The 25,983-nt window shown below is 68.6% G+C and carries 26 protein-coding genes; 13 read left to right on the top strand and 13 right to left on the bottom strand.

What is annotated here, in order from left to right:
• The first annotated feature begins 89 nt into the window (after positions 1-89).
• Entirely contained in the window at positions 90-1,622 is a 1,533-nt protein-coding gene (locus ACE3QW_RS01050) for an acyl-CoA synthetase (protein WP_374250084.1), read from the top strand.
• A 21-nt stretch (positions 1,623-1,643) separates the two neighbouring features.
• Here the strand turns inward: ACE3QW_RS01050 and ACE3QW_RS01045 are convergent, their stop codons facing one another.
• Positions 1,644-3,284, bottom strand: coding sequence for a GMC family oxidoreductase (locus ACE3QW_RS01045; RefSeq protein WP_374250083.1), 1,641 nt, complete (start codon positions 3,282-3,284; stop codon positions 1,644-1,646).
• A gap of 130 nt (positions 3,285-3,414) precedes the next feature.
• Between ACE3QW_RS01045 and ACE3QW_RS01040 the strand changes: the two genes are divergently transcribed.
• A complete protein-coding gene (locus tag ACE3QW_RS01040) occupies positions 3,415-4,320 on the top strand; it encodes a LysR family transcriptional regulator (protein WP_374250082.1) in 906 nt (301 codons plus the stop codon).
• On the opposite strand, the gene ACE3QW_RS01035 is transcribed toward ACE3QW_RS01040, so the two are convergent.
• Positions 4,307-5,209 (bottom strand): LysR family transcriptional regulator, encoded by a 903-nt coding sequence (locus tag ACE3QW_RS01035; protein ID WP_374250081.1) that lies wholly within the window; start codon positions 5,207-5,209, stop codon positions 4,307-4,309. The genes ACE3QW_RS01040 and ACE3QW_RS01035 overlap by 14 nt on opposite strands.
• A gap of 96 nt (positions 5,210-5,305) precedes the next feature.
• Between ACE3QW_RS01035 and ACE3QW_RS01030 the strand changes: the two genes are divergently transcribed.
• Positions 5,306-6,805, top strand: a complete 1,500-nt coding sequence (locus ACE3QW_RS01030; RefSeq protein ID WP_374250080.1) for a CoA-acylating methylmalonate-semialdehyde dehydrogenase — start codon at positions 5,306-5,308, stop codon at positions 6,803-6,805.
• 89 nt (positions 6,806-6,894) lie between these two features.
• On the opposite strand, the gene zigA is transcribed toward ACE3QW_RS01030, so the two are convergent.
• On the bottom strand, positions 6,895-8,142 hold the full coding sequence (gene zigA / locus ACE3QW_RS01025; protein ID WP_374250079.1) for a zinc metallochaperone GTPase ZigA: 1,248 nt from the start codon (positions 8,140-8,142) through the stop codon (positions 6,895-6,897).
• A gap of 195 nt (positions 8,143-8,337) precedes the next feature.
• Here zigA and ACE3QW_RS01020 point away from each other — a divergent pair, with 195 nt between their 5' ends.
• Together ACE3QW_RS01020 and ACE3QW_RS01015 are read left to right on the top strand one after the other, a co-directional pair.
• Positions 8,338-8,697 (top strand): hypothetical protein, encoded by a 360-nt coding sequence (locus ACE3QW_RS01020; RefSeq protein WP_374250078.1) that lies wholly within the window; start codon positions 8,338-8,340, stop codon positions 8,695-8,697.
• Positions 8,698-8,766: 69 nt separating this feature from the next.
• On the top strand, positions 8,767-9,312 hold the full coding sequence (locus tag ACE3QW_RS01015) for a copper chaperone PCu(A)C (RefSeq protein WP_374250077.1): 546 nt from the start codon (positions 8,767-8,769) through the stop codon (positions 9,310-9,312).
• Positions 9,313-9,327: 15 nt separating this feature from the next.
• Here the strand turns inward: ACE3QW_RS01015 and ACE3QW_RS01010 are convergent, their stop codons facing one another.
• The 7 genes from ACE3QW_RS01010 to ACE3QW_RS00980 all read right to left on the bottom strand — a co-directional run bounded on the left by ACE3QW_RS01010 (position 9,328) and on the right by ACE3QW_RS00980 (position 15,648).
• The gene (locus tag ACE3QW_RS01010; protein WP_374250076.1) at positions 9,328-9,729 is read right to left on the bottom strand and encodes a VanZ family protein; all 402 of its coding nucleotides are present in this window, start codon (positions 9,727-9,729) and stop codon (positions 9,328-9,330) included.
• Positions 9,730-9,807: 78 nt separating this feature from the next.
• A complete protein-coding gene (locus ACE3QW_RS01005) occupies positions 9,808-11,106 on the bottom strand; it encodes an LLM class flavin-dependent oxidoreductase (protein ID WP_374250075.1) in 1,299 nt (432 codons plus the stop codon).
• Positions 11,107-11,308: 202 nt separating this feature from the next.
• Entirely contained in the window at positions 11,309-12,061 is a 753-nt protein-coding gene (locus ACE3QW_RS01000) for an ABC transporter permease (protein ID WP_029555614.1), read from the bottom strand.
• Entirely contained in the window at positions 12,058-12,864 is an 807-nt protein-coding gene (locus ACE3QW_RS00995) for an ABC transporter permease (protein WP_374250074.1), read from the bottom strand. Before ACE3QW_RS00995 ends, ACE3QW_RS01000 begins: the two co-directional genes overlap by 4 nt.
• The gene (locus ACE3QW_RS00990; protein WP_374250073.1) at positions 12,861-13,883 is read right to left on the bottom strand and encodes an ABC transporter substrate-binding protein; all 1,023 of its coding nucleotides are present in this window, start codon (positions 13,881-13,883) and stop codon (positions 12,861-12,863) included. Before ACE3QW_RS00990 ends, ACE3QW_RS00995 begins: the two co-directional genes overlap by 4 nt.
• A gap of 122 nt (positions 13,884-14,005) precedes the next feature.
• A complete protein-coding gene (locus ACE3QW_RS00985; RefSeq protein WP_374250183.1) occupies positions 14,006-14,797 on the bottom strand; it encodes a class II aldolase/adducin family protein in 792 nt (263 codons plus the stop codon).
• A complete protein-coding gene (locus ACE3QW_RS00980; protein ID WP_245279273.1) occupies positions 14,797-15,648 on the bottom strand; it encodes an ABC transporter ATP-binding protein in 852 nt (283 codons plus the stop codon). Before ACE3QW_RS00980 ends, ACE3QW_RS00985 begins: the two co-directional genes overlap by 1 nt.
• Positions 15,649-15,888: 240 nt before the next feature.
• Between ACE3QW_RS00980 and ACE3QW_RS00975 the strand changes: the two genes are divergently transcribed.
• The 6 genes from ACE3QW_RS00975 (at position 15,889) to ACE3QW_RS00950 (ending at position 22,151) form a co-directional block, all read left to right on the top strand.
• Positions 15,889-16,593 carry a GntR family transcriptional regulator gene (locus ACE3QW_RS00975; RefSeq protein ID WP_250167247.1) on the top strand — a complete coding sequence of 235 codons (705 nt, stop codon included), beginning with the start codon at positions 15,889-15,891 and terminating at the stop codon, positions 16,591-16,593.
• Positions 16,594-16,698: 105 nt separating this feature from the next.
• The gene (locus ACE3QW_RS00970) at positions 16,699-17,478 is read left to right on the top strand and encodes an SDR family oxidoreductase (protein ID WP_024280710.1); all 780 of its coding nucleotides are present in this window, start codon (positions 16,699-16,701) and stop codon (positions 17,476-17,478) included.
• A 63-nt stretch (positions 17,479-17,541) separates the two neighbouring features.
• Positions 17,542-18,675, top strand: coding sequence for a pyridoxal phosphate-dependent aminotransferase (locus ACE3QW_RS00965; RefSeq protein ID WP_374250072.1), 1,134 nt, complete (start codon positions 17,542-17,544; stop codon positions 18,673-18,675).
• A 171-nt stretch (positions 18,676-18,846) separates the two neighbouring features.
• Positions 18,847-19,752: an alpha/beta fold hydrolase gene (locus ACE3QW_RS00960; protein WP_250167246.1), complete on the top strand. Its 906-nt coding sequence runs from the start codon at positions 18,847-18,849 to the stop codon at positions 19,750-19,752.
• Positions 19,753-19,953: 201 nt separating this feature from the next.
• On the top strand, positions 19,954-21,201 hold the full coding sequence (locus ACE3QW_RS00955) for a Zn-dependent hydrolase (RefSeq protein ID WP_374250071.1): 1,248 nt from the start codon (positions 19,954-19,956) through the stop codon (positions 21,199-21,201).
• Positions 21,198-22,151 carry a cupin domain-containing protein gene (locus ACE3QW_RS00950; protein ID WP_374250070.1) on the top strand — a complete coding sequence of 318 codons (954 nt, stop codon included), beginning with the start codon at positions 21,198-21,200 and terminating at the stop codon, positions 22,149-22,151. The genes ACE3QW_RS00955 and ACE3QW_RS00950 overlap by 4 nt, the downstream gene beginning before the upstream one ends.
• 2 nt (positions 22,152-22,153) lie before the next feature.
• Here ACE3QW_RS00950 and ACE3QW_RS00945 read toward each other — a convergent pair whose 3' ends face one another.
• Positions 22,154-22,780 (bottom strand): glycosyltransferase, encoded by a 627-nt coding sequence (locus ACE3QW_RS00945; protein ID WP_245272312.1) that lies wholly within the window; start codon positions 22,778-22,780, stop codon positions 22,154-22,156.
• 94 nt (positions 22,781-22,874) lie between these two features.
• A complete protein-coding gene (locus ACE3QW_RS00940; protein WP_024280704.1) occupies positions 22,875-23,063 on the bottom strand; it encodes a hypothetical protein in 189 nt (62 codons plus the stop codon).
• 171 nt (positions 23,064-23,234) lie between these two features.
• Between ACE3QW_RS00940 and budA the strand changes: the two genes are divergently transcribed.
• Entirely contained in the window at positions 23,235-24,068 is an 834-nt protein-coding gene (budA, locus tag ACE3QW_RS00935) for an acetolactate decarboxylase (RefSeq protein WP_374250069.1), read from the top strand.
• Positions 24,069-24,083: 15 nt separating this feature from the next.
• On the opposite strand, the gene ACE3QW_RS00930 is transcribed toward budA, so the two are convergent.
• Positions 24,084-24,632, bottom strand: a complete 549-nt coding sequence (locus ACE3QW_RS00930; protein WP_374250068.1) for a hypothetical protein — start codon at positions 24,630-24,632, stop codon at positions 24,084-24,086.
• Between the two features lie 316 nt (positions 24,633-24,948).
• On the opposite strand from ACE3QW_RS00930, the gene ACE3QW_RS00925 reads away from it, so the two are divergent.
• Positions 24,949-25,887: a hypothetical protein gene (locus ACE3QW_RS00925; protein ID WP_374250067.1), complete on the top strand. Its 939-nt coding sequence runs from the start codon at positions 24,949-24,951 to the stop codon at positions 25,885-25,887.
• The last annotated feature ends 96 nt before the right edge of the window (positions 25,888-25,983 follow it).

Genomic DNA, 25,983 nt, shown 5'->3' with positions numbered 1-25,983 from the left:
ACGTCCGGCCCCACGCGTCCGGTTGGTGGCCCAGCTGAACCTCTGCAATCGCGCTGGCGCGGGCGGGGCGCGCCAGCCATGATCGCACCATGACCGAGACCGTGAATCAGGCTGCCCCGCATCCCTTCAACCTCGCCCGCTTCTGCCTCACCGGGGCGGGCGCGGCGGCGGACAAGCCGGCCTTGCTGGTGGCCGAGGGACCGAAGGGACGCATCATCGAGCGATGGAGCTACGGTGAACTCAGGGACGCCGTGCTGCGCGTGGCCGGCGGCTTCGCCGGATACGGTTTGCCGCGCGGGTCGCGGGTGCTGCTGCGGGTGGGCAACACCTCGCAATTCCCGCTGATGTTCTTCGGTGCCATCGCCGCCGGGCTCGCGCCCATCCCCACCTCCACCATGCTCACGGCGCATGAGGTGGAGATGATCCTTGACGATTCCGGCGCGGCGCTGGTGGTGGGTGACGGTTCGGGCGTGATGCCCATGCCGCGCGCGGGCGTTTCCATCATCGATGCCGTCGGCATGTCGCGGCTCGGCGCTGCCTCCGCCATCGATTTCGCCGATACGGCCGCGGACGACCTCGCCTTCCTGGTCTTCACCTCCGGCACCAGCGGGCGGCCCAAGGGCGTCGCCCATGCCCAGAGGGTGGGGCTCGGGCGCATTCCCATGCGCGCCGGCTGGCATGATTTGAAGGGCGACGATCTGCTGTTCCACGCCGGGGCCTTCAACTGGACCTATACGCTCGGCGTCGGCCTCATGGACCCGTGGGCGGTGGGGGCGACCAGCATCGTCCATCTGGGCGATCGCCCGCCCGGCGCGTGGCCCGACCTTCTGGAAGAGACCGGCGCCACCCAGTTCGCCGCCGTGCCCGGCCTCTACCGGCGCATCCTGAAATACGCCCGCATCACGCCCGACCGCTTCCCCGCCCTGCGCCACGGCCTCACCGCCGGTGAGGCGCTCAAAGCGGCGTTGCACGGCGAATGGGTGGAGGCAACCGGGCGCCCGCTCTACGAGGCGCTGGGGATGAGCGAGATTTCCACCTACGTCTCCTCCGGCCCTCTCGTGCCGACACGGCCGGGCAGTCCCGGCAAGCCGCAGGCGGGGCGGCGCGTGGTCGTGCTGCCGCCGGAGGGCGAGGCGCCGGACGCGCTCCACCCGCTTCCGGTGGGCGATACCGGCGTGCTCGCCGTGCATCGCTCCGATCCCGGCCTGATGCTGGGCTATTGGGGCCTGGCCGAAGAGACGGCGGCGGCGATGCGCGGCGCGTGGTTCCTCACCGGCGACCTCGCCCGCTTCGATGCGGATGGCTACCTCTGGTACGAGGGCCGCGCGGACGACCAGATGAACGCCTTCGGCTATCGCGTGGCGCCGGAAGAGGTGGAGCGGGCGTTGGCCGCCCATCCGGACGTGGCGGAAGTGGCGGTGGCGGAGACGCTATCGGGCGACGTCTCCCTCGTTACCGCGTTCGTGGTGCTGCAGGCGGGGGGCGAGGCCGATGCGGCGGCGCTCGAAGCCTGGGCCGCGGAGCACCTCGCCGAATACAAGCGCCCCCGCGCCTATGTCTTCATCGAGGAACTGCCCCGCACCGGCTCCGGCAAGGTGATGCGCCGCGCGCTGAGGGGGTAGGGCGGCGCTGCCGCCCCGCCCTCACGCTGCCGCCGAAGAGGCCCCGGCCCGCGCATCCTCCAGCGCCAGCCGCGCGCCCTTTTCGGCGATCATGGCGGTCGGCGTGTTGGTGTTGCCCGAGGTGATGGTGGGCATGATGGAGGCGTCGATCACGCGCAGCCCGCCGAGGCCGATGAAGCGCAGGCGTTCGTCCACCACCGCCATGGGATCGTCCACCCGGCCCATCTTCGCCGTGCCCACGGGATGGAAGATGGTGGTGCCGATGTCGCCGGCCGCCTTGGCGAGGGACGCATCATCGTCGCCCACCGACGGACCGGGCAGGTATTCCTCCGGCCGGTAGGGCGCGAGGGCCTGCTGGCGCATGAGGCGGCGGGTGACGCGGATGGCGTCGGCGGCCACCTGCCGGTCCTCCTCCGTGGAGAGATAGTGCGGCGCGATCTGCGGCTTTGCCTCGGGATCGGCCCCCGTGATGCGCACGATGCCACGCGAGGTGGGGCGCAGGTTGCAGGCCGCTACGGTGATGGCCGGGAAGCGGTGCAGCGGCTCGCCGAACTTGTCCAGCGACAGCGGCTGCACGTGGAACTGGATGTTGGCCCGCTCCTGATGGGGATCGGACCTGGTGAAGATGCCCAGCTGGGAGGGCGCCATGGTGAGCGGCCCGCGCCGGCGCAGGGCATAGTCCACGCCCATCAGGGCGCGGCGGGGCAGGGAATAATAGGTCTCGTTCAGGGTGCGGATGCCGGAGACCTTGTAGATGGCGCGCTGCTGGAGATGATCCTGCAGATTGCGCCCCACCCCCTGCCGGTCGAGCACCGTCTCCACCCCGCGCTCGGCGAGCCAGTCGCCCGGCCCGACGCCGGATCGCTGGAGGATCTGCACCGAGCCGATGGAGCCGGCGGTGAGGATGACCTCGCCGCGCGTGTGCGCCTCGATCCAGCGCCCGTTCTGTCGATAGTGTACGCCCACGGCGCGGCCGTTCTCGATGATGAGGCGGTCGGCGAGAACGTCCGTCTCCAGTCGCAGGTTGGGGCGGCCGAGGGCGGGTTTCAGGAAGCCGCGTGCGGAGGACCAGCGTCGGCCGAACTTCTGGTTCACATGGAAATAGCCGACGCCCTCGTTGTCGCCGGTGTTGAAGTCCGGCACCTTGCGGATGCCGAGTTCCGTAGCAGCGTTGGCCACCGCGTTCAGCACCGGCCATTCGATGCGGGGCGGCTCGATGCGCCAGCCGCCGCCGGCCCCGTGGATGTCGCTGGCGCCGAGGAAATGGTCCTCCAGCGACTTGAAGGCCGTCAGCACGTCCGACCAGCCCCAGCCGGAGAGGCCGAGCTGGCGCCAGTGGTCATAGTCCGCTGCCTGCCCGCGCATGGAGATCATGGCATTGATGGCCGAGCAGCCGCCGATGACCTTGCCGCGGGGATAGTTCAGCGCGCGGCCGTTCAGCCCCGGCTCGGCATCGGTCTTGAACATCCAGTCGGCGCGCGGATTGCCGATGGCGAAGAGATAGCCGACGGGGATGTGAAACCAGATCCAGTTGTCCCGCCCGCCGGCTTCCAGCAGCAGCACGCGGGTGCGCGGATCGGCCGAGAGGCGGTTGGCGACGATGCAGCCGGCCGTGCCGGCGCCCACGACGATATAGTCGTAATCTCCTTCGAGCCGTTCCACCGGCGCCTCCCGCTTGTTTGTCTCCGCTGGTGATCCCAGCTTGGATTTCTGCACGCAAGAACGATAGGTTCCGATCCATCCTGCAATTTTGCAGGAATGGCCTCAACACGCGCACGGACTTCACCGCACCATGGATTGGGACGACCTGCGCATCTTCCTCCAGCTCGTCCGCACCGGGCGCATGGCCGGCGCCGGGCGGGCGCTGGGGCTGGACGATACCACGGTGGGCCGGCGCGTCGCGCGGCTGGAAAAGCAGGTTGGCGCCCCCCTCGTCACCCGCGCCGGGCGGCGCACCCTCATCACCGAGGAGGGGCAGAAGCTGGCGCAGGCGGCGGAGGAGATGGAATCCCTCGTGCTGCGCAAGATCACCGGCCTCGGCGAGGGCGAGCGCCAGCCCACCGGGCGGGTGCGGATCGGCGCGCCGGAGGGACTGGGCGTGGGCTATCTCGCGGCGCGGCTCGCCGCCCTCTCCGCCGACAATCCGAGGCTGGAGACGGAGCTGGTGGCCCTGCCGCGGTCCTATTCGCTGGCGAGCCGCGAGGTGGACATCGCCATCACGCTGGACCGGCCCATCGCCGGGCAGGTAAAGGTGCGCAAGCTCACGGACTACACGCTCGGGCTCTATGGCACGTCGGCCTATCTCGACCGGCGCGGGCGGCCGGCGACGGCGGATGACCTGAAAGACCATGTGCTCGCCGGCTATATCCCCGAACTCCTCTTCACCCGCGCCCTCGACTTCTCGCAATTGGGCCCGGGGGTGGAACTGAAGCCGGTCATCCGTTCCACCAGCGTCATCGCGCAGGTAAATGCGGTGCTCTCCGGCGCGGCCATCGGCGTGCTGCCGGCCTTCCTCGCGGCGGCCCAAATGGCGCTCCATGACGCGCTCGTGCCGCTGCTGGAGGACGAGGTGCGCCTCACCCGCAGCTATTGGCTGTCCGTCCACGATGATCTCGCCCACCTCGCCCGCGTGCGGGCGGTGCTGGACACCATCACGGCGGTGGTGCGGGCGGACCGGGCCGCGTTCATTCGCAGATGAAGCGGGCGCGTTCCTCGCGGAAACGGCGGGCGAGGAAGGCGCGCACGGTGGCGATGCGGCGCACCTCCACCGTGTCGGGATGGGCGAGCAGGAAATAGCTGCGGCGGAAGGCGATGCGCGGCAGGATGCGCACCAGCGCGTCGCCATAATAAGCGGCGGCGAAGTCGTGCAGCACGCCGATGCCGGCACCCGAGCGCACCGCCTCCATCTGGCCGGTGACGCTGGCGCAGCGGAAGGGCTGGCCGCCATGCTTCTCCAGCACGCCGGAATAATCCAGCGCCGAGGCATAGGCGAGGTCTTCCACCCCCGTCACCACCCGCCGGCCGGCAAGATCCGCCTCGCTCTCCGGTGCGCCGAAAGCCGCGATGTAGCTGGCGGCGGCATAGGCGCCCAGCGTGTAGTCGGTGAGGCGCGAAACCGTCAGGCGGCCCTCGGTGGGCCGGTCCAGCACGATGGCAAGGTCCGCCTCGCGCCGGGAGAGGGAGAAGGTGCGCGGCAGCGGCACCAGTTCCACCACCAGATGGGGATGGAGCAGCGCGAGCCGCCCCAGCTCCGCCGCGAGGAAATAATTGCCCAGCCCGTCCGGCGCGCCGATGCGCACGGTGCCGGAGACCTCCGCCTCTTCCTTGCGGAACCGCTCGGCGATGCCCAGCATTTCCGCCTCCACCCGCTCCGCCGCCGGCAAAAGCCGCTCGCCTGCCTGGGTGAGGACGCAGCCGGTGGGGCGGCGGTCGAACAGGGGGCTGCCCAACGCCGCCTCCAGCGCATCGAGCCGGCGGGCGATGGTGGCGTGGTTCAACGCCAGCTGCCGCGCGGCGGCGAGCAATTGCCCGCGCCGGGCGACGGCGAGGAAGACGCGCAGGTGATCCCAATCGAGGGCGATGTCCATGGGCTATAATATTCGCACAACAGATGCTCGGACAATGGCATTGCTGCGCGTCGTTTGAAGCGCCATCACGGAGGCAATTCAAACGGGAGGCGCATCATGCCCACGCAGATTTCCCACTTCATCGGCGGCAAGCTCGTCGCCGGCACCAGCGGCCGCACGGCGCCGGTCTACAATCCCGCCACCGGTGCGCAGACCGGCGAGGTTCCGCTCGCGTCCGCCGCCGAAGTCCGCGCGGCGGTGGAGATCGCCAACAAGGCCGCCCCCGGCTGGGCCGCCACCACGCCGCTGCGCCGCGCGCGCATCCTCAACGCCTTCCTGCGCATCCTGGAAGAGCGCGTGGACCAGATCGCCGAGGTGGTGAGCGCCGAGCACGGCAAGGTGTTCTCCGACGCCAAGGGCGAAGTGCAGCGCGGCATGGAGGTGGTGGAGTTCGCCACCGCCGCCCCGCAGCTTCTGAAGGGCGAGATCACCGAGGACGTGGGCACCCGCATCGACAGCCACGCGGTGCGCCAGCCCCTCGGCGTGGTCGCCGGCATCACGCCGTTCAACTTCCCGGCCATGGTGCCCATGTGGATGTTCCCGGTGGCGCTGGCCTGCGGCAACTGCTTCGTCCTGAAGCCCTCCGAGCGCGATCCCTCCGCCTCCCTGCTGCTGGCCCAGTGGCTGAAGGAAGCCGGCCTGCCGGACGGCGTGTTCACCGTCATCCACGGCGACAAGACCGCCGTTGACGCGCTGCTCGACGATCCGGACATCCAGGCGGTGAGCTTCGTGGGCTCTACCCCCATCGCCCGCTACATCTACGAGACCGCCGCGCGCACCGGAAAGCGCTGCCAGGCGCTGGGCGGCGCCAAGAACCACATGATCGTCATGCCCGACGCGGACATGGACCAGGCCGTCGACGCCCTGATGGGCGCTGCCTACGGTTCGGCCGGCGAGCGCTGCATGGCCATCTCGGTGGCCGTGCCGGTGGGCGAGGCCACCGCCGAGGCGCTGATGGCCAAGCTGGAGCCGCGGGTGCGCGCGCTCAAGGTCGGCCCCGGCACGGACCCCGAGTCCGAGATGGGGCCGCTGGTGACGAAGCAGCACCTCGACAAGGTGTCCGGCTATGTGGACCAGGGCGTCGCGGAAGGCGCCAAGCTGGTGGTGGACGGCCGTGGCCTCAAGCTCCAGGGCTATGAGGATGGCTATTACATCGGCGGCACCCTGTTCGACCACGTGACGCCGGACATGCGCATCTACAAGGAGGAGATCTTCGGACCCGTCCTCTCCGTGGTGCGCGCCGACAGCTACGACACCGCCGCCGAGCTGATCAACACCCACGAATTCGGCAACGGCACAGCGATCTTCACCCGCGACGGCGATGCCGCCCGCGAGTTCGCGCACCGCATCAAGGTGGGCATGATCGGCATCAACGTGCCGATCCCGGTGCCCATGGCGTTCCACTCCTTCGGCGGCTGGAAGGCCTCGCTGTTCGGCGACCACCACATGCACGGGCCGGAGGGCGTGCGCTTCTACACGCGCCTCAAGACCATCACCACCCGCTGGCCCACCGGCATCCGCGCCGGCGCCGAATTCGTGATGCCCACCATGAAGTGACGCCAAAGGGAGGGGCCGCGCGCCCCTCCCGTCCTTGCATGACGTGAGGCGAGGGGAGGGGTCTCAGGCCCCTCCCTTTCTTTTTTGGCTCAGGCCGGCACCGCTTCCCAGTTGGGGAAGGGGTCCGGCAAATTCTTGAAGGCGCTGGCGTCGAACCTCTTGGGGTCCGCCGGGCCGACGAGGCAGGCGTCGAGGGCCGCGCGCATGGCGCCCTCGTCCAACCCCATGCCGATGAACACCAGTTCCTGCCGCCGGTCGCCATAGCCGGGCACCCAGTGGGAGCGCAGCCACGAGCGCCAGTCCGGCTGGGTCGGCCAGTGCTCCTTCGGCACGCTCGCCCACCAGCGCCCGGCGGTGCCGGTCTGGCAGATGGAGCCGGCAAGGCTCATCTCGCCCACGCGCTTCGGCCGCGTCGCCAGCCAGAACAACCCCTTCGCCCGCACCAGCCCCGGCCAGGTCTGCGCCAGGAAGGCCTGGAAGCGCTCGGGATGGAACGGCCGCCGCGCGCGATAGACGAAGCTCGACACGCCGTATTCCTGCGTCTCCGGCACATGGTCCTTGAAGCCGTTCAGCTCCTTGAACCAGACGGGATGCGTGCTCGCCTTCTCGAAATCGAAGCGCCCGGTGCCCAGCACCTCGGCGAGTGGCACGCGGGACTGGTCGGTCTCGATCAGGCGCGCATCGGGATTGAGCGACTTCACCACCCCTCGTACGATCTTCAGCCGCTCTTCGTCGATGCTCGACACCTTGTTGAGGATGATGACATCGGCGAATTCGATCTGGTCGGTGAGAAGGTCCACCAGCGTGCGCTGATCCTCCTCGCCGGCCACCTCGCCCCGGTCGCGCAGGAAGTCGCGGGAGCCGAAGTCCTTCAGCAGGTTCGCCGCGTCCACCACCGTCACCATGGTGTCGAGCCGCGCCACGTCGGAGAGGGACTGGCCGTTCTCGTCGCGGAAATCGAAGGTGGCGGCCACCGGCAAGGGCTCGGCGATGCCGGTGGATTCGATGAGGAGATAGTCGAAGCGCCCATCCTGCGCGAGGCGGCGCACCTCGGTGAGGAGATCGTCGCGCAGCGTGCAGCAGATGCAGCCGTTGGTCATCTCCACCAGCTTCTCCTCGGTGTGGGAGAGGTTGGCGCCTCCGGAGCGCACCAGTTCGGCGTCGATGTTCACCTCGCTCATGTCGTTGACGATGACGGCAACGCGCAGCCCCTCGCGATTGGCGAGGATGTGGTTGAGCAGCGTCGTCTTGCCGGCGCCGAGGAAACCGGAAAGCACGGTGGTGGGCAGTCGGGCATCGGTGCGGGCGTCGGTGACGTCGCGGCGGATTGGGATCATGGGCAGGCTCCGGACGAGCGCGCGCAGGTGCGGCGCATGAACTGATATAATGTATCAATAGAATGATTGGGGCGTGCGTCAAGGCGCGCAGCAAGATGCCGTAACGACGGCGCTTTTCGTCGGCCCCAGGCGGTGGCAAGCTCGACAGGCGCGCGAGTTCCCCGCGCGCGATCAGCGCCGCCTGAGGCCTCCATCATGGCTGCCCCGCGTCCCGCCGCGCGCGATACGATTGCGATCCTGAGCGCCTATGTGCTGGTCCTTCAGCTTCTGCTGGCGGGGCTGGCGGGCGGCGCGTTCGCCGGCACGGGGGATGGCGCGCTGTGCGCTGTCTCGGCCGCCGGCCCGGGCAGCGGCGCGGCGTCTGGCCACGCGGTTTCCGGCGACGATTGCTGCATCGGCGCTTGCCTTATCCTCGATGTGCTGGAAGGCCCGCTGCCGCCTGTGCCGCACCTGCCTGAAGGGCAGGCTGCGCCGGTCCGCCGGAGCGCCGATGGCGTCGCCGTTCGTCTGGCTCCGGGGCGACCGCTCCCGCCCGCGCGTGCGCCCCCGGTGTGATGCGTCCACCGCTCGGTCGCTGACCAGACGCAAACGTCCGCCCAGGCGGATCGCATCTCCGGAGGAAACATGACCCAACGTCCGCACCTGCGGCGCAGCCGCCTTGCTGGCCGCTTCTATGGCGAGGAAATCCTTGCCGCGACGCTCTTCGCGCTCTGCCTGCTGCTCGTCTCGGCGCAGCAGCTTCTGGCCCATGAATACAAGGTCGGCGACTTGCTCATCGACCACCCCTGGGCGCGGGCGACCCCGCTCGGATCGGACATGGGCGCCGGCTATGTCGCCATCCACAATTCAGGCATGACGCCCGACCGCCTGGTCTCCGCCTTCGCGCCCTTCGCCCGGCGCGTCGAACTGCAGGAGATGACCATGAAGGATGGCCTGATGCGCATGATGCCCATCAAGGGCGGGCTTGAAATCCCGGCCGGCGGCACCCTCGTGCTCGAGCCGAGCAGCCATCACCTCGTCTTCGTCGACCTGAAGGAGCAGCTCAAGGAGGGCGAGATGATGGACGCCACGCTCACCTTCGAGAAGGCCGGCAAGGTCAAGATCCAGTACAAGATCGAGGCCATCGGCGCGACCGCCATCGACAAGATGCACCACCCGCTGGGGCAGTGAGGCGCTCGCCCGCTCTCAGTGGCGGGCGAGCCACGCCGAAAGGCGCGGCAGCACGATATAGCGGGCGGCGGAGACCCCGATCAGCGCCCCGAGCGTGCTCGCGAACCAGTTGTCGAACCCGGCGGAGCGGCCGGGAATCCAGATCTGGCAGATCTCGAAGAAAGCGGAGGCCGCCGAGAAGGCGATCACCAGCACCGCCACGGGCCGCCGCAGCAGCGCCAGCGCGACGAAGCAGGCTGTTCCGGCATAGGCGACCACATGCTCGATATTGCCAGAGAAGCCGGTGTGCGGCCGCTCGTTCCCCGGCAGCAGTGACAGCACGGTGATGACGAGGCAGCAGGCGGCGGCGAGCGCTTTCAGCAGCGGGCCTTCCGGCCGGAGCCGGTCGAGGACCGCGCGGGGAGGAACGAAGGACATGGGGCAACCCTGCGGCGCGGCAATGGGCCTGTTTGGCCGATCGCCGCGGCGAAGGAAAGGCAGTCGTCTGCCTGCCGTTCAGAAATTGGGATTGGCCGGCCGCTCCAGCCCCAGAAGGTGCCGCAGGGTCGGCCCCTCATAGGCGGTGCGGAACAGGCCGCGCTCCTGCAGGATCGGGATGACCAGATCGACGAAATCGTCGAACGCGCCGGGGAAATAGGGCGGCATCACGTTGAAGCCGTCCGCCGCGCCGCTCTCGAACCAGAGCTGGAGTGTGTCGGCGACTTCCTCCGCCGAGCCCACCAGCACCCAGTGGCCACGGGCGGCTGCGACCATGTTGTAGACGTCGCGCAGGGTGCCGCCCTCGCGCTTGGCCTTGGCCAGCATCACGCCGGTGAACGATTTGTAGGTGTCCGCCTCGGGCAGGTCGGGGATGGGGCCGTCGAGGTCGTAGGCGCTCATGTCCGTGCCGAAACGCTCGGAGAGCATACCCAGCGCGTTCTTCGCATCCACGAAGCGCATCAGCTCGGCGAGCTTTTCCCGCGCCTCCTGCGCCGTGCGGCCCACCACCGGCATCACGCCCGGCAGCACGCAGACGTCCTCGGACTTGCGGCCGAGGGCGGGCAGGCGATCCTTCAGCGACTTGTAGCCGGCCTGCGCCTCCGCCATGTCCTGCACCACGGCGAACACGATGTCCGCGGTGCGCGCGGCGAGCTGCTGGCCCGGCTCGGAGCCGCCGGCCTGGGAGATGATGGGATGGCCCTGCGGGGACCGGGAGATGTTGAGCGGCCCCTTCACCTTGAAGAACTCGCCCTCATGGTCCAGCGCCTTCACCTTGGCGGGGTCGATGTAGAGGCCGGTCTCCCGGTTGGCGACGATGGCGTCGTCCGCCCAGCAGTCCCACAGGCCCTTCACCACGTCGAGGAACTCGCCGGCGATCTCGTAGCGCTTGGAATGGTCGGGGTGCTGGGTGCCGAAGTTCGCGGCGGCGGCCGGGGCGGCGGTGGTCACCGCATTCCACACGGCGCGGCCGCCGGAGATGTGGTCCAGCGAGGCGAAGGCGCGGGCGACCGTGTAGGGGTCGGAATAGGTGGTGGAGACGGTGCCGCCGAGGCCGATGTGCTTCGTCGCGCCCGCAACGGCGGAGAGCAGTGTCAGCGGCTCGAGCCGCGCCGTGTAGGAGGGGTGCGCGGACGGGTCGGCGTTGAGGTTGTCGCCCATGAAGATGAGGTCGAACAGCCCGCGCTCGGCGGTGGCCGCGATCTGCCGCACCGCCTCGATGTCCTCGAAGGTGTCGACGGCCCCCGGCACGCGCCAGCCGGCGATGTGGCTCCCCGTTCCGAGTAGGAACAGTCCGAAATGCATCTTGCGGGTCATGGGCGGTCCGTTGTGAAAGGTCGTGGAAGCGCTCGGGGCAGACATCTGGGGCTGTCATGGCCGGGCTCGTCCCGGCCATCCATGTGGCGCGGCCGGGCGCTCCATCCGCCGACGGTGGCGCGATCGGCACGACGTGGATGCCCGGGACAAGCCTGGGCATGACGGTTAGGGCGGTGAAGTGGAGGCGGTCACCGCGACCGCTCTACTTCCAGAACACCAGCCGTCGCTCGGCGAGGCCGACGAGGCCGAAGAAGGCGAGGCTTGCAGCCGAGGCGATGAAGATGGCCGACCACACCTTCACGAAATCCACCTGCAGCACCGCCTGATAGATCACCCAGCCGAGGCCGTCATAGGCGCCGAGCATCTCGGTGACGATGGCGACGATGACCGCGCGCACGGTGGAGACGCGCAGGCCCGCGGCGATCAACGGCAGCGCGGTGGGAAGGCGCAGGCGGAACAGGATGGCGAGCCGCCCCGCCCCGAAGGAGCGCATGAGGTCCACCGAGCGGCGGTCCACCCGGTCGAGGCCGGCGAGGGCCGAGAGAAAGACGGTGAAGGAGACGGCAAGCGCCACCATCACCACCTTCGACGGCATGCCGATGCCGAACCACAGGAGGATCAGCGGCGACCACGCCACCACCGGCACCGAATTGATGGAGGTGGCCACCGGCACGATGGCGTTGCGCGTCATGGGAATGAGGGTGATGACCACCGCCAGCGCGATGCCGATGACGGCGCCGATGACATAGCCGGAGAACGCTTCCGCGAAGGTGTAGGCCCCGGCGAGGAACAGCGTCGTGCGGTGGTCGAAGATGCTGCCGAGGATGGCGCTGACCGAGGGCAGCGTATAGGCCGGCAGATTGAAGCCGCGGGCGACGCCTTCCCAGGCGAGGACCAGCAGCACCATGCCGAGGGCGCCGCGCTGGAGCGCGCGGGAGGATTGAGGCGCGCTCATTGCTCGGCCCCCCAGAACACGAGGGCGCGCTCGGCGGCGGCCACCACGGCATAGAAGCCGGTGCCGAGCAGCGCGCACATGGCGATGGCGGCCCAGATGGCGGTGACGTTCTCGTTGTACATGCCTTGCAGCAGCAGCACGCCGAGGCCCACCGTGTCGCCGAACCATTCGCCGACGATGGCGCCCACCAGCGACAGCGCCGAGGCGAGGCGCAGCGCCACGAAGATCTGCGGCAGGGCCGCCGGAAGCTGGAGCCGGGTGAGGATCTGGAAGCGGCTGGCGCCGAAGGAGCGCATCAGCGCCTCCTGGCGCGGGTCCACGCTTTCAAGGCCCAGCAAAGCGTTCACCGTCACCGGGAAGAAGGTGAGGTAGAAGGAGATGGCGGCCTTGGCGATGAGCGTGTTGCCGAACCACAGCACCACCAGCGCGCCGAAGGCGATGACCGGGATGGTCTGCGAGACCACGAACACCGGGAAGATCAGCTCGCGCAAGACCCGTGCGCGGAAGAAGACGATGGCGATGCCCACGCCGAAGATCGCACCCGAGGTGAAGCCCATCAGCGTCTCGGTGAGGGTGCGCAGGAAGCCCTGCACATAGGGCTCGGGCGTGGCGAGGATGGCGTTCAGCACCAGGGTCGGCCGCGGCACGTACCAGGGCTTCACATTGAGGACGATGACGAGTCCCTCCACCGCCGCCAGCACGGCGAGGAGGATGGCGAGCCCGCGCACGGCGCGGAAGAGCGCCGTGACGAGCGGGGAAGTCCCCGGCCGTGTGGCCGGGGACTGGAGGGTTGCCGCGCTCACGGACGGCGGTCCGCCACCGGGATGGCTTCAAGGAAGGAGCGGTTGAAGGTGGCGGCGAGGTCGACGGGCTTGGAAATGACCTTGGCGTCGAGGAAGAGCTGCTGGGTGATCTTCACCGCGTCCATGTCGATCCAGAACAGGCCGTCCTCCTTCACCTTGCCGGCCGTCATCAGCTTCTGCACCTCGGCGAGCTGGAATTCCTGATGGGCGCGGTCCAGCGTGGGGGCGGCCTTCATGATGGTGTCCACCGCGCCCTTGGGATCGGAGAAGGCATCCTTCCAGCCCTTGATGGAGGCGCGCAGGAAGGCCTTCACCAGCTCCGGCTTCTCCTTGGCGGTCGTCTCCGAGACGATCAGCGTGTCACGCGGGAAGGTGATGCCGGAATCCTCCGCCACGAAGGTGCGGAGCTTCTCTTCGCCCATGCGGGTCTTGATGGTGTAGTATTCGTTGTAGCGGGTGGCGGTGATGACATCGACCTGCCCGTCCACGAACGGCGTCACGCTCACCTGCTGGGGCTGGATGTCCACCAGCGCGGGATCGATGCCGTTCTTGGTCAGCATGGCCTTGAGCACGTGGTTCGCGCCGGTGAACCAGGTGGTGACCTTCTTGCCCTTGAAGTCCTGGATGGTCTTGATGGGACCGTCGGCGCGCACCACGAAGACGAAGGGCGTCAGCTGGTGGGAGATGCCGACGCACACCACCGGCAGGCCCTTGTCGCGGGCGGCGAACACGCTGTCGAGGCCGCCGGAGAGGCCGAACGTGTCGGCGCCGGTGGCGACGAGGTTTTCCGCGAGGATGTTCGGGCCGCCCGGATTGATGGTGAGGTCGATGCCCTCGGCCTTGTAGTAGCCCTTGGCCACCGCGACGTAGAAGCCGGCGAACTGCGCCTGGGGCAGCCACTTGAGCCGCAGCGTGGCGGGGACCGGGTCAGCCGCGAGGGCCGGCAGGGCGCCGACGGCGGTGGAGAGAAGCGCGGCGCCGGCCGCGAGGGTGGAGAGGAAGGTTCGGCGAGGGATCATCAGGTGGTCTCCGCTGGAAGGGTGCGTTCTTGGTGTTTTTGTAAGGGTCGTCTGGCTCTATCCGCTCGTCATCCCCCGGCTTGTCCGGGGCATGACAGCGCGGCGGGAACCGGCCATGCCGCTCAGCTCCGGTAGCTCGGGTCGGCGCGGTCGAGCTGGCGCATGAGGGCCGGCCATTCGCGCTCGCCGGGGACAAGGATGTCGCCCTGCATCTCCCAGAACTGGCGGGCGGCCTTCTCGCACACCTCGGGGGGCGGCATCACCAGCTTCACGCCGGAGGCGCAGGCCGCCTGCATGGCGAGCTGGATGCGCGCGGCGCGCTCGAAATAATAGAGCAGCATGAAGGCTTCGCCCGGCGTGCGGCCCACGGTGAGGATGCCGTGGTTGCGCATCAGCATCACCTTGTTCGTGCCGAGGTCCGCCACGAGGCGGGCCTGCTCGTCCATGTCGATGGCGACGCCCTCGTAATCGTGGAACGCCTGCCGGTTGTAGAAGCGCATGGCGAACTGGGAGAGCGGCAGCAGCCCCTCTTCCTGCCCCGAGACGGCGACGCTCGCGTCCGAATGGGTGTGCAGCACGCAGGCGGCATCCGAGCCGGTCTTGTGGATCGCCGCATGGATGACGAAGGCGGCGAGATTGATCTCGTAGGGCGTGTTGTCGATCTTGCGCCCGTCGATGTCGATCTTCACCAGGCTCGATGCGGTGATCTCGTCGAAGAGAAGGCCGTAGGGGTTGAGCAGGAACTGCTCTTCATGCCCCGGCACCCGCATGGAGATATGGTTGTAGATCAGGTCGTCCATGCCGAGCTTCGCCACCATGCGGTAGCAGGCGGCGAGGGCGACGCGGGCCTCCCACTCGGAGGCCTCCATGGAGCCGGGCTTTTCAACAAGAGCAGCCATCACTTGAGTGGTCATCATTTGCCCTCCGCGGTGAAGGACTTCATGGCTTCCTCCTCGATGGCCTCCAGAAGCGTGCGCTTGAGGCGGATGAATTCGGGGGAGATGACGATCTCCGCCGGGCGCGGGCGGGGCAGGTCCACCTTCTGCTCCAGCTTCACCTTGCCCGGACGAGCGCTCATCACCAGCACGCGGTCGCCGAGGAACAGGGCCTCGTCCACGTCGTGGGTGATGAACAGGATGGTGCGCTGGTGCTTCTGCCACACGTCCAGCAGCCAGCGCTGCATCATGGTGCGGGTGAGGGCGTCCAGCGCGCCGAACGGCTCGTCCAGCAGCATCAGGTCGCGCTTGAACAGGAAGGTGCGCATCAGCGCCACGCGCTGGCGCATGCCGCCGGAGAGCTGGTGCGGATACTGCTGGCCGAAGCCGGTGAGGCCGAACTCCGGCAACATCTTTTCCGCGAGGGCGCGGGCCTCCTTGCGGGGGGCGCCTTCCACCTCCAGCGCCAGGATGGCGTTGTCGATCACCGTGCGCCACGGCAGCAGCAGGTCGCGCTGGGGCATGAAGGAGACGCGGCCGAGCAGGTCGGCGGCGATCACACTGTTGCCCTCGAAGCGCATGGCGCAGCCGGGGTCCGGCTCCTCGAGGCCGGCGACGATGTTGAAGAGCGTGCTCTTTCCGCAGCCGGAGGGGCCGACCACGGTGACGAACTCGCCCTTGTCGATGGTCGCCGTGAAGCCGTCGAGGGCGCGGGTGGCCCCGAACGTCTTGGTGACGCCGGTGAGGGAGAGAATCTGCGCGGCGTCGGACGCGCCCGCCGCCTTGGCGGCGAGGGCGGCCTCGCCGGAACCTTGGATGGAAACCGGCAAGCCTGCCTCTTTCTTCTTTGTATAATGAGCGCCCATCGGCGCATGCGAAAGAACGGTGGTCATGCCTTCCCTGCTAGCAATCGACATGCCACACTTCTTGCAAGGACACTCTATGGACCGCACGCCGGGCGTCAACCACTGAAGGTAACGGGACATTGCGCGTTCCGGAGGCCCTTGGATGGATGCCGCGGTTGCGTTGATGTATACTGAACTGCAATTTCGAGAATGCAAATGGCTATCATGAGTGCACAAGAAGGCAGCACCTGCCTGCCGCTTGATCAGAATGGTCGCTCCGGCCTGCCCGGCGAGACCCTGGCTGATCGCATCCGCCGCACGCTGGAGGCGGATATTTCCTCCGGCCGGCTGGAACCGGGCTCGAAGCTGGACGAACAAGAGCTTGCCGAGCAGTTCGGCGTGTCCCGCACCCCCGTGCGCGAGGCCTTTCGGCTGCTTGCCGCCAGCCATCTGGTGGAATTGCGCGGCCGGCAGGGCGCCGTCGTGCGCACCATTTCCGCGCAGATCCTGATCGAGATGTTCCAGGTGATGGCCGAGCTGGAAGGCCTGTGCGCGCGCCTGGCGGCGCGGCGGGCGAGCCCCGCGCAGCTCGGCCGAATCGAAGCAATTCACAAGCGCTTGGAGGAGGTTAGTGCGTCAGGCGACGTGGATCTCTTCTATGATGTGAATCAGGAGTTCCACGAGGCGGTCTACGAGGCCTCTTGCAACGGCTTCCTCGCCGACCAGACGCGCCGCCTGCGCAACCAGGTGGCCGCCTATCGCCGCCGCGTGACCCACCGCCCGAGCCGGATTCCCAAGACATTGAAAGAACATGGCGAGGTCATCGCGGCCATTCGCGTGCACGATGACGAGGCCGCCCAGCGCGCCATGCGGGACCATGTGAACCTGCTGGGGGACGATCTTCTGGACTTCCTCGCCGCCTATGGGTGAGCCGCTTCTGAGCGTTTTTTGAATTTCTTGGTATGCATATTGCTAGAGTTTGTATATCCAATTTGGCGACCCCTTCGGCGCCACCTGCCCATCGGAGATGCAAACTTGAAGCTCGACCTCACCGACAAGACCGCCCTCATCACCGGCGCGTCCAAGGGCATCGGCCTTGCGACGGCCCGCGTGTTCGCGGCTGAAGGCTGCCATCTCCATCTCGCCGCCCGCAACGGCGAGGCCCTCGCCGAGGCCAAGGCCGAGATCGAGGCCGCCCACGGCGTGAAGGTGTGGATCTATCCGGTGGACCTCGGCTCCACGGAAGCCATGGAGAAGCTGGCGGCGGACGTGGGTGACGTGGACATCCTCGTCAACAATGCCGGCGACATCCCGGCCGGCTCGCTGGACGTGGTGGACGATGCGTCCTGGCGGCGCGGCTTCGACCTCAAGGTATTCGGCTACATCACCCTCTCGCGCGCCTACTACGCCCGCATGCGCGGCAAGGACGGTGTGATCGTCAACGTCATCGGCAATTCCGGCGAGAACTGGGATGCGAGCTACATCGCCGGCTCCACCGGCAATGCCGCGCTCATGAGCTTCACCAAGGCGCTCGGCGGCGCGAGCCTGAATGACGGCGTGCGGGTGGTGGGCGTGAACCCCGGCCCGGTCGCCACCGACCGCATGCTCAAGATCATGAAGCGCAAGGCCATCGACATGCTCGGCGCCGAGGAGCGCTGGGAGGAGCTGTTCGACAAGTATCCCGGCAAGCGCCCCGCGACCGCCGAGGAAGTGGCCGATCTCGTCGCCTTCCTCGCCTCCCCGCGCGCCGGCTACATCACCGGCACCAACGTGACCATCGACGGCGGCATCTCCGCCCGCGGCTCGGTCATCTGACGCACCCGTTTGCCGGCGCCGCCGCAAGGGCGCGCCGGCCTCCCCTTCGAGGAAACTGCCTTCATGTCCTCCGCCCGGCTGCGCAACCGCTATTTCGATACCCTGTTCTCCACTCCCGGCCTCATCTGGATGGGCCAGAACACCAACCACATCGCCGCCCATCCCGCCGTGGAAGAGGCCATGATCGCCTCCATCCGCGCGCAGGAATACAATGCCTACGCGCCCCCGCTGGGCTTCGAGGCGCTGCGCGCCGCCATCGTGGACGACCTCGGCACGCCGGGCGCCGAAGCCCTCATCACCGAGGGCGGCGTGAATGCGCTGGCCCTCGTGTGCCGCGCCCACTGCCGGCCGGGCACCACCTTCGTCACCACCGATCCCACCTGGAAGTGGCCCTGCCTGTTCGCCAGCCAGATGGGCGCCGAGGTGATCGAGATCCCGATCTACGATCCGGCGGTGGACTACAAGCTCACCCCCGAGGCGCTGCGCGCCAACGTGGATGAGCGCACCGCCATCATCTACCTCGTGGACCCCAACAATCCGCTGGGCATCCGCTACACCCGCGAGGAGATTGAGGCGTTCTGCGAGATCGCCAAGGACTGCGGCGCGCTGCTGGTGCACGACTGCACCTATCGCGACTTCGCCGATGGCCATTATCCCGCGCTGCTGGCAGCGCCGGATCGCGCGCTGGTCTCGCTCTCCTTCTCCAAGTGGCTGGGTCTAGCCGGCATGCGCATCGGCGCGCTGGTGGGCGCGCCGGAGCTGCTCGACGCCTGCTCGGCCCGCACCACGTCCGTGCTCGGCGCGAGCGTCCTCGCCCAGCGCGCGGCGGAGGCGGGGCTGAAGGTGAAGGGCGAGTGGATGCAGACCGTGCGCCGCATCGACCGCGCCAACAAGGCGAAGATCCACGACGCCGCCCTCGCCATCGAGGGCCTGAGCGTGCCGGTCTATCCCTCCCACGGCAACTTCCTCGTCATCGAGACCGAGGCGGCGGGCATCCGCCCCGAGGCCCTGGTGGAGGCCGCCCGCCGCAAGGATCTGATGATCCGCCAGGGCACCTACCACACCGCCCGCTTCGGCGACCGCTTCATCAAGGTGTCCACCTCGGTGCCGGAAGAATGGGCCGACCGCTTCGTGGAGCTGCTGCCGTCGCTGGTGGCCGAGGCCCGCACGTTGAATGACGTGCCGGCGCAGTTCTGAGGACGGGTTTCCTGTCACGCCGTCATGCCCGGCCTCGTGCCGGGCATCCACGTCGGGCCGACGGGACACATGCCAGGTAGGTGTTCCCCGCGCTACGACGTGGATGGCCGGGACAAGCCCGGCCATGACTGTGCGCTAGAATTGAATATTCCCCCTCAAGGGACCATTGCCATGACCTACGCAGACCTCACCGCGACCCACAAAATCCCCGCCAAGGACGGCGTGAAGCTCCATGTGGAGGAGGCGGGGCAGGGCACGCCCATCCTCTTCATCCACGAATTCGGCGGCAATCACATGAGCTGGGAGCCGCAGATGCGGTTCTTCGCCCGCCGCCACCGCTGCATCACCTACGCCGCGCGCGGCTATGCCCCCTCCGACATCCCGACCGACGTGGAGGCCTATTCGCAGGCCATCGCGGCGGATGACGCCGTGGCGGTGCTGGACGGCCTCGGCATCGAGAAGGCGCATATCGTCGGCCTCTCCATGGGCGGCTTCTGCACCGTGCATTTCGGTCTGCGCACGCCCGAGCGCGCGCTCTCCCTCACCGTCGCCGGCGCGGGATATGGCTGCGAGAAGGCGCATGAGGAATATTTCCGCGGCGTCTCCCTCGCGGTCGCGGAAAACTTCGAGAAGCTGGGCGCCAAGGAATTCTCCAAGATCTACGCGCTGGGCGCGAGCCGCGTGCAGTTCGAAGTGAAGGACCCGCGCGGCTGGCGCGAGTTCGCCGACCGCCTCGCCACCCATTCGGACATCGGCGCGGCGATGACCATGCGCGGCGTGCAGGCGCGCCGACCCTCCTTCTGGGACCTGGAAGAGGGGCTGAAGAAGATGATGGTGCCCACCCTCGTCATGGTGGGCGACGAGGACGACCACTGCCTCCAGCCGGGCATCTACCTCAAGAAGATGATCCCCGCCTGCGGTCTCAGCGTTTTCCCCAAGGCCGGGCACACGCTGAATCTCGAGGAACCGGCGCTGTTCAACGCCCAGCTCGCCGAGTTCATCGCGCAGGTGGAAGCCGGCAAGTGGCTGCCGCGCGACCCGCGCGCCATCCCCGGCCAGATCATGCGCACCGCGTGAGGGGATGATGGACGTTGCGCGCACACGCCTCCCGGACCAGCGACGGCATAGCCGGAGCGCCGAGCCGGGACCCAGGAGAGACGTCCGCGCAGCGGTCAAGACCCCTGCGGCGGCAGGGGTCTCGCGCCTTCGGCACGTTCTTGCGCTGGGTCCCGGCTCTCCTTGCGCTCCGCTCCAGTCGGCCGGGACACGAGGCATGGCATGACGACACCATCCATCTCCTCCGACCGCCTCATGTCTCGCCTGATGGGGCTCGCCGAGATCGGCGCGCTGCCCAAGGGCGGGGTGGACCGGCAGGCGCTCACCGAAGGTGAGATCGAAGCGTGGCGGCTCATCCTGACATGGGCCGGGGAGGAAGGGCTGGAGGCGGCGTGCGACGCTGCCGGCAGCCTCTTCCTCACCTGGCCGGGCACTGACCGGACGCTCGCGCCCATCCTCGCCGGCAGCCACATCGACACCCAGCCCACCGGCGGCAAATATGACGGCGCGGCCGGCGTGATGGCGGCGCTGGAAGCGGTGGTGACGCTGAAGCATGCGGGCGTAAAGCCCCGCCGCGACCTCACAGTCGTCGCCTGGATGAATGAGGAAGGCTCCCGCTTCGCCCCCGGCATGATGGGCTCCGAAGCCTTCGCCGGCGTGCGCAGCCTCGCCGACATCCGCGCCGTGACGGATGCGGAGGGCGTGAGCGTCGCGACCGCGCTCGATGCGCTCCACGCCGCCTTCCCCGATCTGCCGCGCCGGCCGCTCGGCTTTCCCGTCGCCGCCTATCTGGAACTGCACATCGAGCAGGGGCCGGTGCTGGAGGCACGAGGCAAGGTGGTGGGCGTCGTCACCGGCATCCAGGGCAAGAAGACGTGGGAAGCTGTCATCGAAGGCGCCCCCGGCCATGCCGGCACGCTGGCCATGGCCGAGCGGCGCGATGCGCTTGCCGCCTTCGCCCGCATGGCCCACCGGCTCTATCCCGAGGTCGGCGGCCACGACGATCAGGTGATGTTCACCATCGGCCGGCTGGTGATGGAGCCTAACGCCCCTTCCGTGGTGCCCGCCCGCGTGACCTTCCGGGTGGACCTGCGCCATCCCGACGGCGCGGCGCTGGATCTGCTCGGCGCGCGCTTCGAGGCCATCTGCGCGGAGGAGGCGGCGCCCTGCGGCCTCAGCCTCACCCGCCTCGTGGATGCGCCGCCCAACGGCTTCGACGCCGGGTTGATGGCGAAGATCACGGCAGCGGCCGCGCGTCACGCCATTCCCGCCATGCCCATCCTCTCGGCGGCGGGACACGATGCGCGCCACCTCGCCAAGGTGTGCCCCAGTGCCATGATCTTCATTCCCTGCCGCGATGGCGTGTCCCACGCCGAGCATGAATTCGCCGAGCCCGCCCACATCGCCGCCGGCACGCAGGTGCTGGCCGACGTGCTGGGTGCGCTGGTTTCCGAGGAGACCGCATCATGAGCCAGCAAGCCGCCGTGCGTGAAAAACCCGATATGGCCGATCTGCCGGCCCAGATGCCCGCCGCGCCCCACAGCCCGGCGGAGGCGCGGGCGCGCTACTTCAATTCCGGCAACGCCTTCAACATCAAGCTGCCGCCGGTGCCGAGCCGCCTGTTCACCGACGAGCCGGCGCGCGCGCTGGCGGATGGCGCGACCACCGGCTTCATCCCCTGCGACCAGTCGGACGCGCTGGCGTGCGCCTTCCCCGCCACCACGCCGCTGATGCTGGCGCGCTATGCGGTGGTGGCGGCGGGCGCGCGCTTCACCGTGGACCTCAGGGCCACCGGCTCCATCTGGTACGTGATCGCGGGGCGGGGGCAGGTGGACTGCCTCGGCGAGAGCCTCGCCGTCGCGCCGGGCGACGTGTTCCTGCTGCCGGGCTCGCCCGTGCGCATCACCGCCGGGGCGGAAAAGCTCGTGCTGTGGGTGGTCTCCAACGAGCCGCAGCTCGCCCTCAACGGCGACCTGCCGCCGGACGAGGCGCGCCGGCCGGTGGCGGTGGTGCACTATCCGGCCGCGGAGATCGCCCGGCAGGTCGACATCATCTACGACCACGCCCAGAACAATCAGACCTCAGGCATCGCCCTCATCTTCTCGTCGGAGCCGCAGGCGGCGGCGCGCAACATCCTGCCGAGCCTGACCCTCTCGCTGAACACGCTGCCGCCCGGCGAGCACCAGCGGGCACACCGGCACAATTCCGCGGCCATCACCCTCGTGCTGCAGGGCGAGACCTGCCATTCCATGGTGGACGGCGCCCGCTGCCCGTGGCGCCAGTGGGCGACGCTGGTGACGCCGCCCGGCGCCCCGCATTCGCACCACAATGACGGCAGCGAACGCGCGCTGTTCCTCATCGTGCAGGATGGAGGGCTGCACTATCACGCCCGCACCATGGGCTTCAGCTTTCTGGAGTGAGATCAGGCCGGGATGAGCTCGGGCGCCTTGCCGGTCTCCGGCAGCAGCACGCGGGGGCGCAGCACGTGGATGTGGCGGCGGCCGATGCGGGCGACAAGGCGGCGCTCGGCCTTGGACCCCTGGGGATGGCCGCCGAGCCTGTCGTAGTAGCGGCGGGAGATCAGCAGGCCCTGTCCCGGCGCCGGCAGGCCGATGACGGCGAGGCGGGCGGCGGCCATGGCTTCTCCGAGGCGGGGACGCAGGCCGTAGCCATCCACGGCGAGGCGGAAGGTGGCGGCGAGCCGGTCCGCCTGCCCGCGCCGCTGGGCGGTCTCGATGAAGGCCAGCACCTCGCGCGGCCAGCCTTCCTCCAGCATGGAGCCGTCGGTGAGGAAGAGGAGCCAGGAGCCCCGGCCCTGCGCCGCGCCCTGCTTCAGCCGGAGACCGAGATCCTGCGCGCCTTTGAAGAAATTGCAGCCGGCGGCATCGGCGATGGTGGCCGTGCCGTCGGTGGAGCCGGAATCCGCCAGCGTCACGTCGCTCAGCACGCCGGCCGTCACGCCCTGCACGAGCGCGGACAGCACCGGGACGAGCCGGCGCTCGGAATTGTGCGTTGCGATGACGGCGGACAGCACGGGAAACGTTCTCACAGGGCGTTTCCCAGCTATACCTCTACCGACGTGCCGCGTCGATGCCGCAATGCAACATTCCTGACGGATGCGTCATCCGAACCCAGCGTCTACGCTATTTCGGACAGGGCACTTCCTTGTAGACCGCGTCGGCGAACTGCTTCACGCCCACGTTGATGCGCAAAGGCGAGGTCCAGGTCTGGTAGGTGACGATGCCCCGGGTCATGGAGATGACCTTGTAATTGTCGAGGCCCTTCGTCTTGTAGCACTTGCCGGGCTGAATATCCTCTTCCTTCAAAGGCATGGCAAAAATCCGCTGGCGATGGCAATGCCGCCAGTATGGGTTCGCCCGCCCGCCGAATCAAGAATGGCCCCGCCCGAGCTGGCGTTCTGCCGGCGCGCCTGCGTTTGCCTCGGCCTCCTGAATCTGCTCTTGGAGGACGGTTGCCTCTGAGACGGCCGGAGAGACGGACCCATGCCCCGCATCGAGATCGATCTTCCGCTCTCCCTCAAGACCGCGCTGGAACAGGAGGCGGCCCGGTCGGGCAAGGACCTCGGCACGCATATCCGCGCCATCCTCGCCGACCACTTGAAGGCCGAGGTGCACACGGTGTTCCAGATCTCCACATCAGGCGCGCTGGTGGCGGGGGTCTACGACCGGGAGGTCAGCGTCGGCGCGCTCCTGGAGCACGGCGACTTCGGCCTCGGCACCTTCGCCGGGCTCGACGGTGAGATGGTGGTGCTGGATGGCAAGGCCTTCCAGGCGCGGGCCGGCGGCGAGGTGCATGAGGCACCGGCGGAGGCGGGCTCGCCCTTCGCCGTGGTGACGCGCTTTTCCGCCGATCAGGTGGGGGAGACGGAGGGCGTCACCAGCTTCGACGGCCTCGGCGCCGCCTGCGACTGCTTCCGCTCCTCCAACAACATCTTCCACGCCGTGCGGCTCGACGGGCGCTTCAAGCGCGTGAAGGCCCGCGCCGTATGCCCGCCCAAGCCCGGCACGCTGCTGGCCGATGCGGCGAAAACCCAGAGCGAATTCACCTTCGAGGATGTGGACGGCACGCTGGTGGGCATATGGTCGCCGGCTTATTCCGCCGAGTTCAGCGTGGAGGGCTATCACTTCCACTTCCTCTCCGACGACCGCAGGCAGGGCGGCCACGTGCTGGAGGTGGAGGCGGGGCCCTTGAGGATCGCGGTGGAGAACTTGACCGACTTCCACCTCATCCTGCCCGAGACCGAGCACTTCCTGAAGGCGAACCTCGACCAGGACGTGGCGGCGACCCTCAGCAGCGTGGAGCGCTCGCACAGCTAGGCGGCGCCCGCCGCCTCAGTCGGCGGCGGCGTGGCGGCTGAACAGGATGTGCCGCATCCGGTCCGCGCCGATGGCCCGCGTGACGTTCTTGAAGGCGAAGAAGGGCAGCAGCGACACGAACAGGATGACGGACACGATCAGCGCGCCCACCAGCCCGCCGCCACCGATCTCGATGTCGTTGGCGGTGATGGCATGGCCGCTGAACTTGGCGATCACCGAGCGTTCGATGACGTGGAAGACGAGAAAGAACAGCGTGCAGATCGCCGCCTCGTAGAAGATGACGAGGATGAGCGGCCGGCCCCTGAGCCAGCGGGCGACCTCCAGCTCCTCGATCACCAGCATCACCTTGGCGAGCACCAGCGCGTTGAGGAAGGCGAAGCCCTGGAAGGTGACGGTATCGCCGTGCGCGCGCTCCACCAGCGCCTGATTGAGCACGAACAGGCCGAGCAGAACCCACAGATACAGGAACAGCACCACGAAGCTGCGGGCCTGCCGGATGGCCATCCCCTTCAGCGCCGCGGCCCGGCTGGCGGTCCCCTCGGCCTTCGGATTCCGCTCGCTCATGCCCGCTCTCCCCCTGTTGCGGCCCGCCCGATGTCGTCGCCGGGCCGCGACCTCCTCCGCGTGACGCATGTGGCGCGGCGTGGCGGGGGCGTACATGCGCGGGAAGGCGAAGGCAACACGGAGACGCTCAAGCTCCCTCTCGTCGCGGCGCCATCAGCGATGCCGTTGCGGCAGGTAATCGTGCTGCGCTCCGCGCTGCGGATGATGATTCGCAATGGTATAGTCGCCTGTTTTCGCGATGCCGCCGCGGCCCTCCTCACGTTTCCGCGCAGTCGAATTGCGGTTGTCGCTGCGTCAAGGTTGCGTCGGGGGAGACATGTTGCAGGGCGGCGGTATGGAAATGCTGGGGCGGGTGCCGGTGGCGGTGGAGGAGATCGCCGATCATCCCGACTATCTGCGGGCGCGGAAGCTCTATTGCGACAGCTTCCTCGCTCTGTTCGACCGCAACCCGTTCCTCATCCGCCTGCTGACGGATTCCAGCCGCTACCTCCTGTTCACCCTCTCGGTGATCCTCAACGCCAATCACCATGTGGACCGGCGGGAGACCTGGTTCTCGGTGGGGCGGCTGAAGCAGCAGATGGCCGCCTTCGGCATGACGAGCCCGCGCCATGTGGACCACCTCATCGAGCGGATGCAGGCGGTGGGCTTCGTCGAGATCAGCCAAGCCCCGCGGGATCGCCGGGTGAAGCTGCTCCGCCTCACGGACAGGATGCTCGCCCACGACCGGGAGTGGATGGCCACGGACTACATCATCCTCGACACCCTGTGCCCCCGGAACGGCTATGCCGGCGTGCGCAACCGGGATCCGGCGGTCCACGCCGCCATCCGGCGCCAGTCCCTCGCCTTGCTGCCCGAGGGTGCGCGCCTGCTCTGCGAGCAGACGGATTTCCTCCTGTTCTTCAGCCGGCCCGGCGGGCTCATGGTGCTGGAGGCCCTGTTCGAGGCCGCCTTGTCCTCCCCCGATGGCCGGGAGTGTCCGTTCGTCTTCGGCGACGTGGCCCATCGCTTCGGCCTGTCGCGCTCCCACGTGCGCGGGGTGATGCAGGATGCGGAGGCGGCCGGCTTCATCCGCCTGCACGGCCGCGGCGGGCGGGCGGTGGAGATCCTGCCCCGGCTCTGGCGCAGCGATGCCATCGGCCACGGCGTCGGCGCCCGGCTGCGCGACATCGCCTTCCTGCGGGCCTCGGCAGAGCTGGCCGCACAGCCATGCGCCCCGGCGGAACCTGCCGATACGGTATGGGTGAAGCAGGCGTGATCGTGCGCGCCGGGCGGACGCATCCGCCCGTCAATAGACGCAAACTTTGCCGTCCATCACGCCCACGGCCCCGATAATAATCTGCGCGGCGCCGCA

It is taken from the genome of Xanthobacter sp., from assembly GCF_041911315.1.
GTDB classification, from domain to species: Bacteria; Pseudomonadota; Alphaproteobacteria; order Rhizobiales; family Xanthobacteraceae; genus Xanthobacter; species Xanthobacter aminoxidans.
The sequence above is the reverse complement of the archived record's forward strand: the minus strand, read 5'-3'. Positions and strand labels throughout refer to the sequence as shown.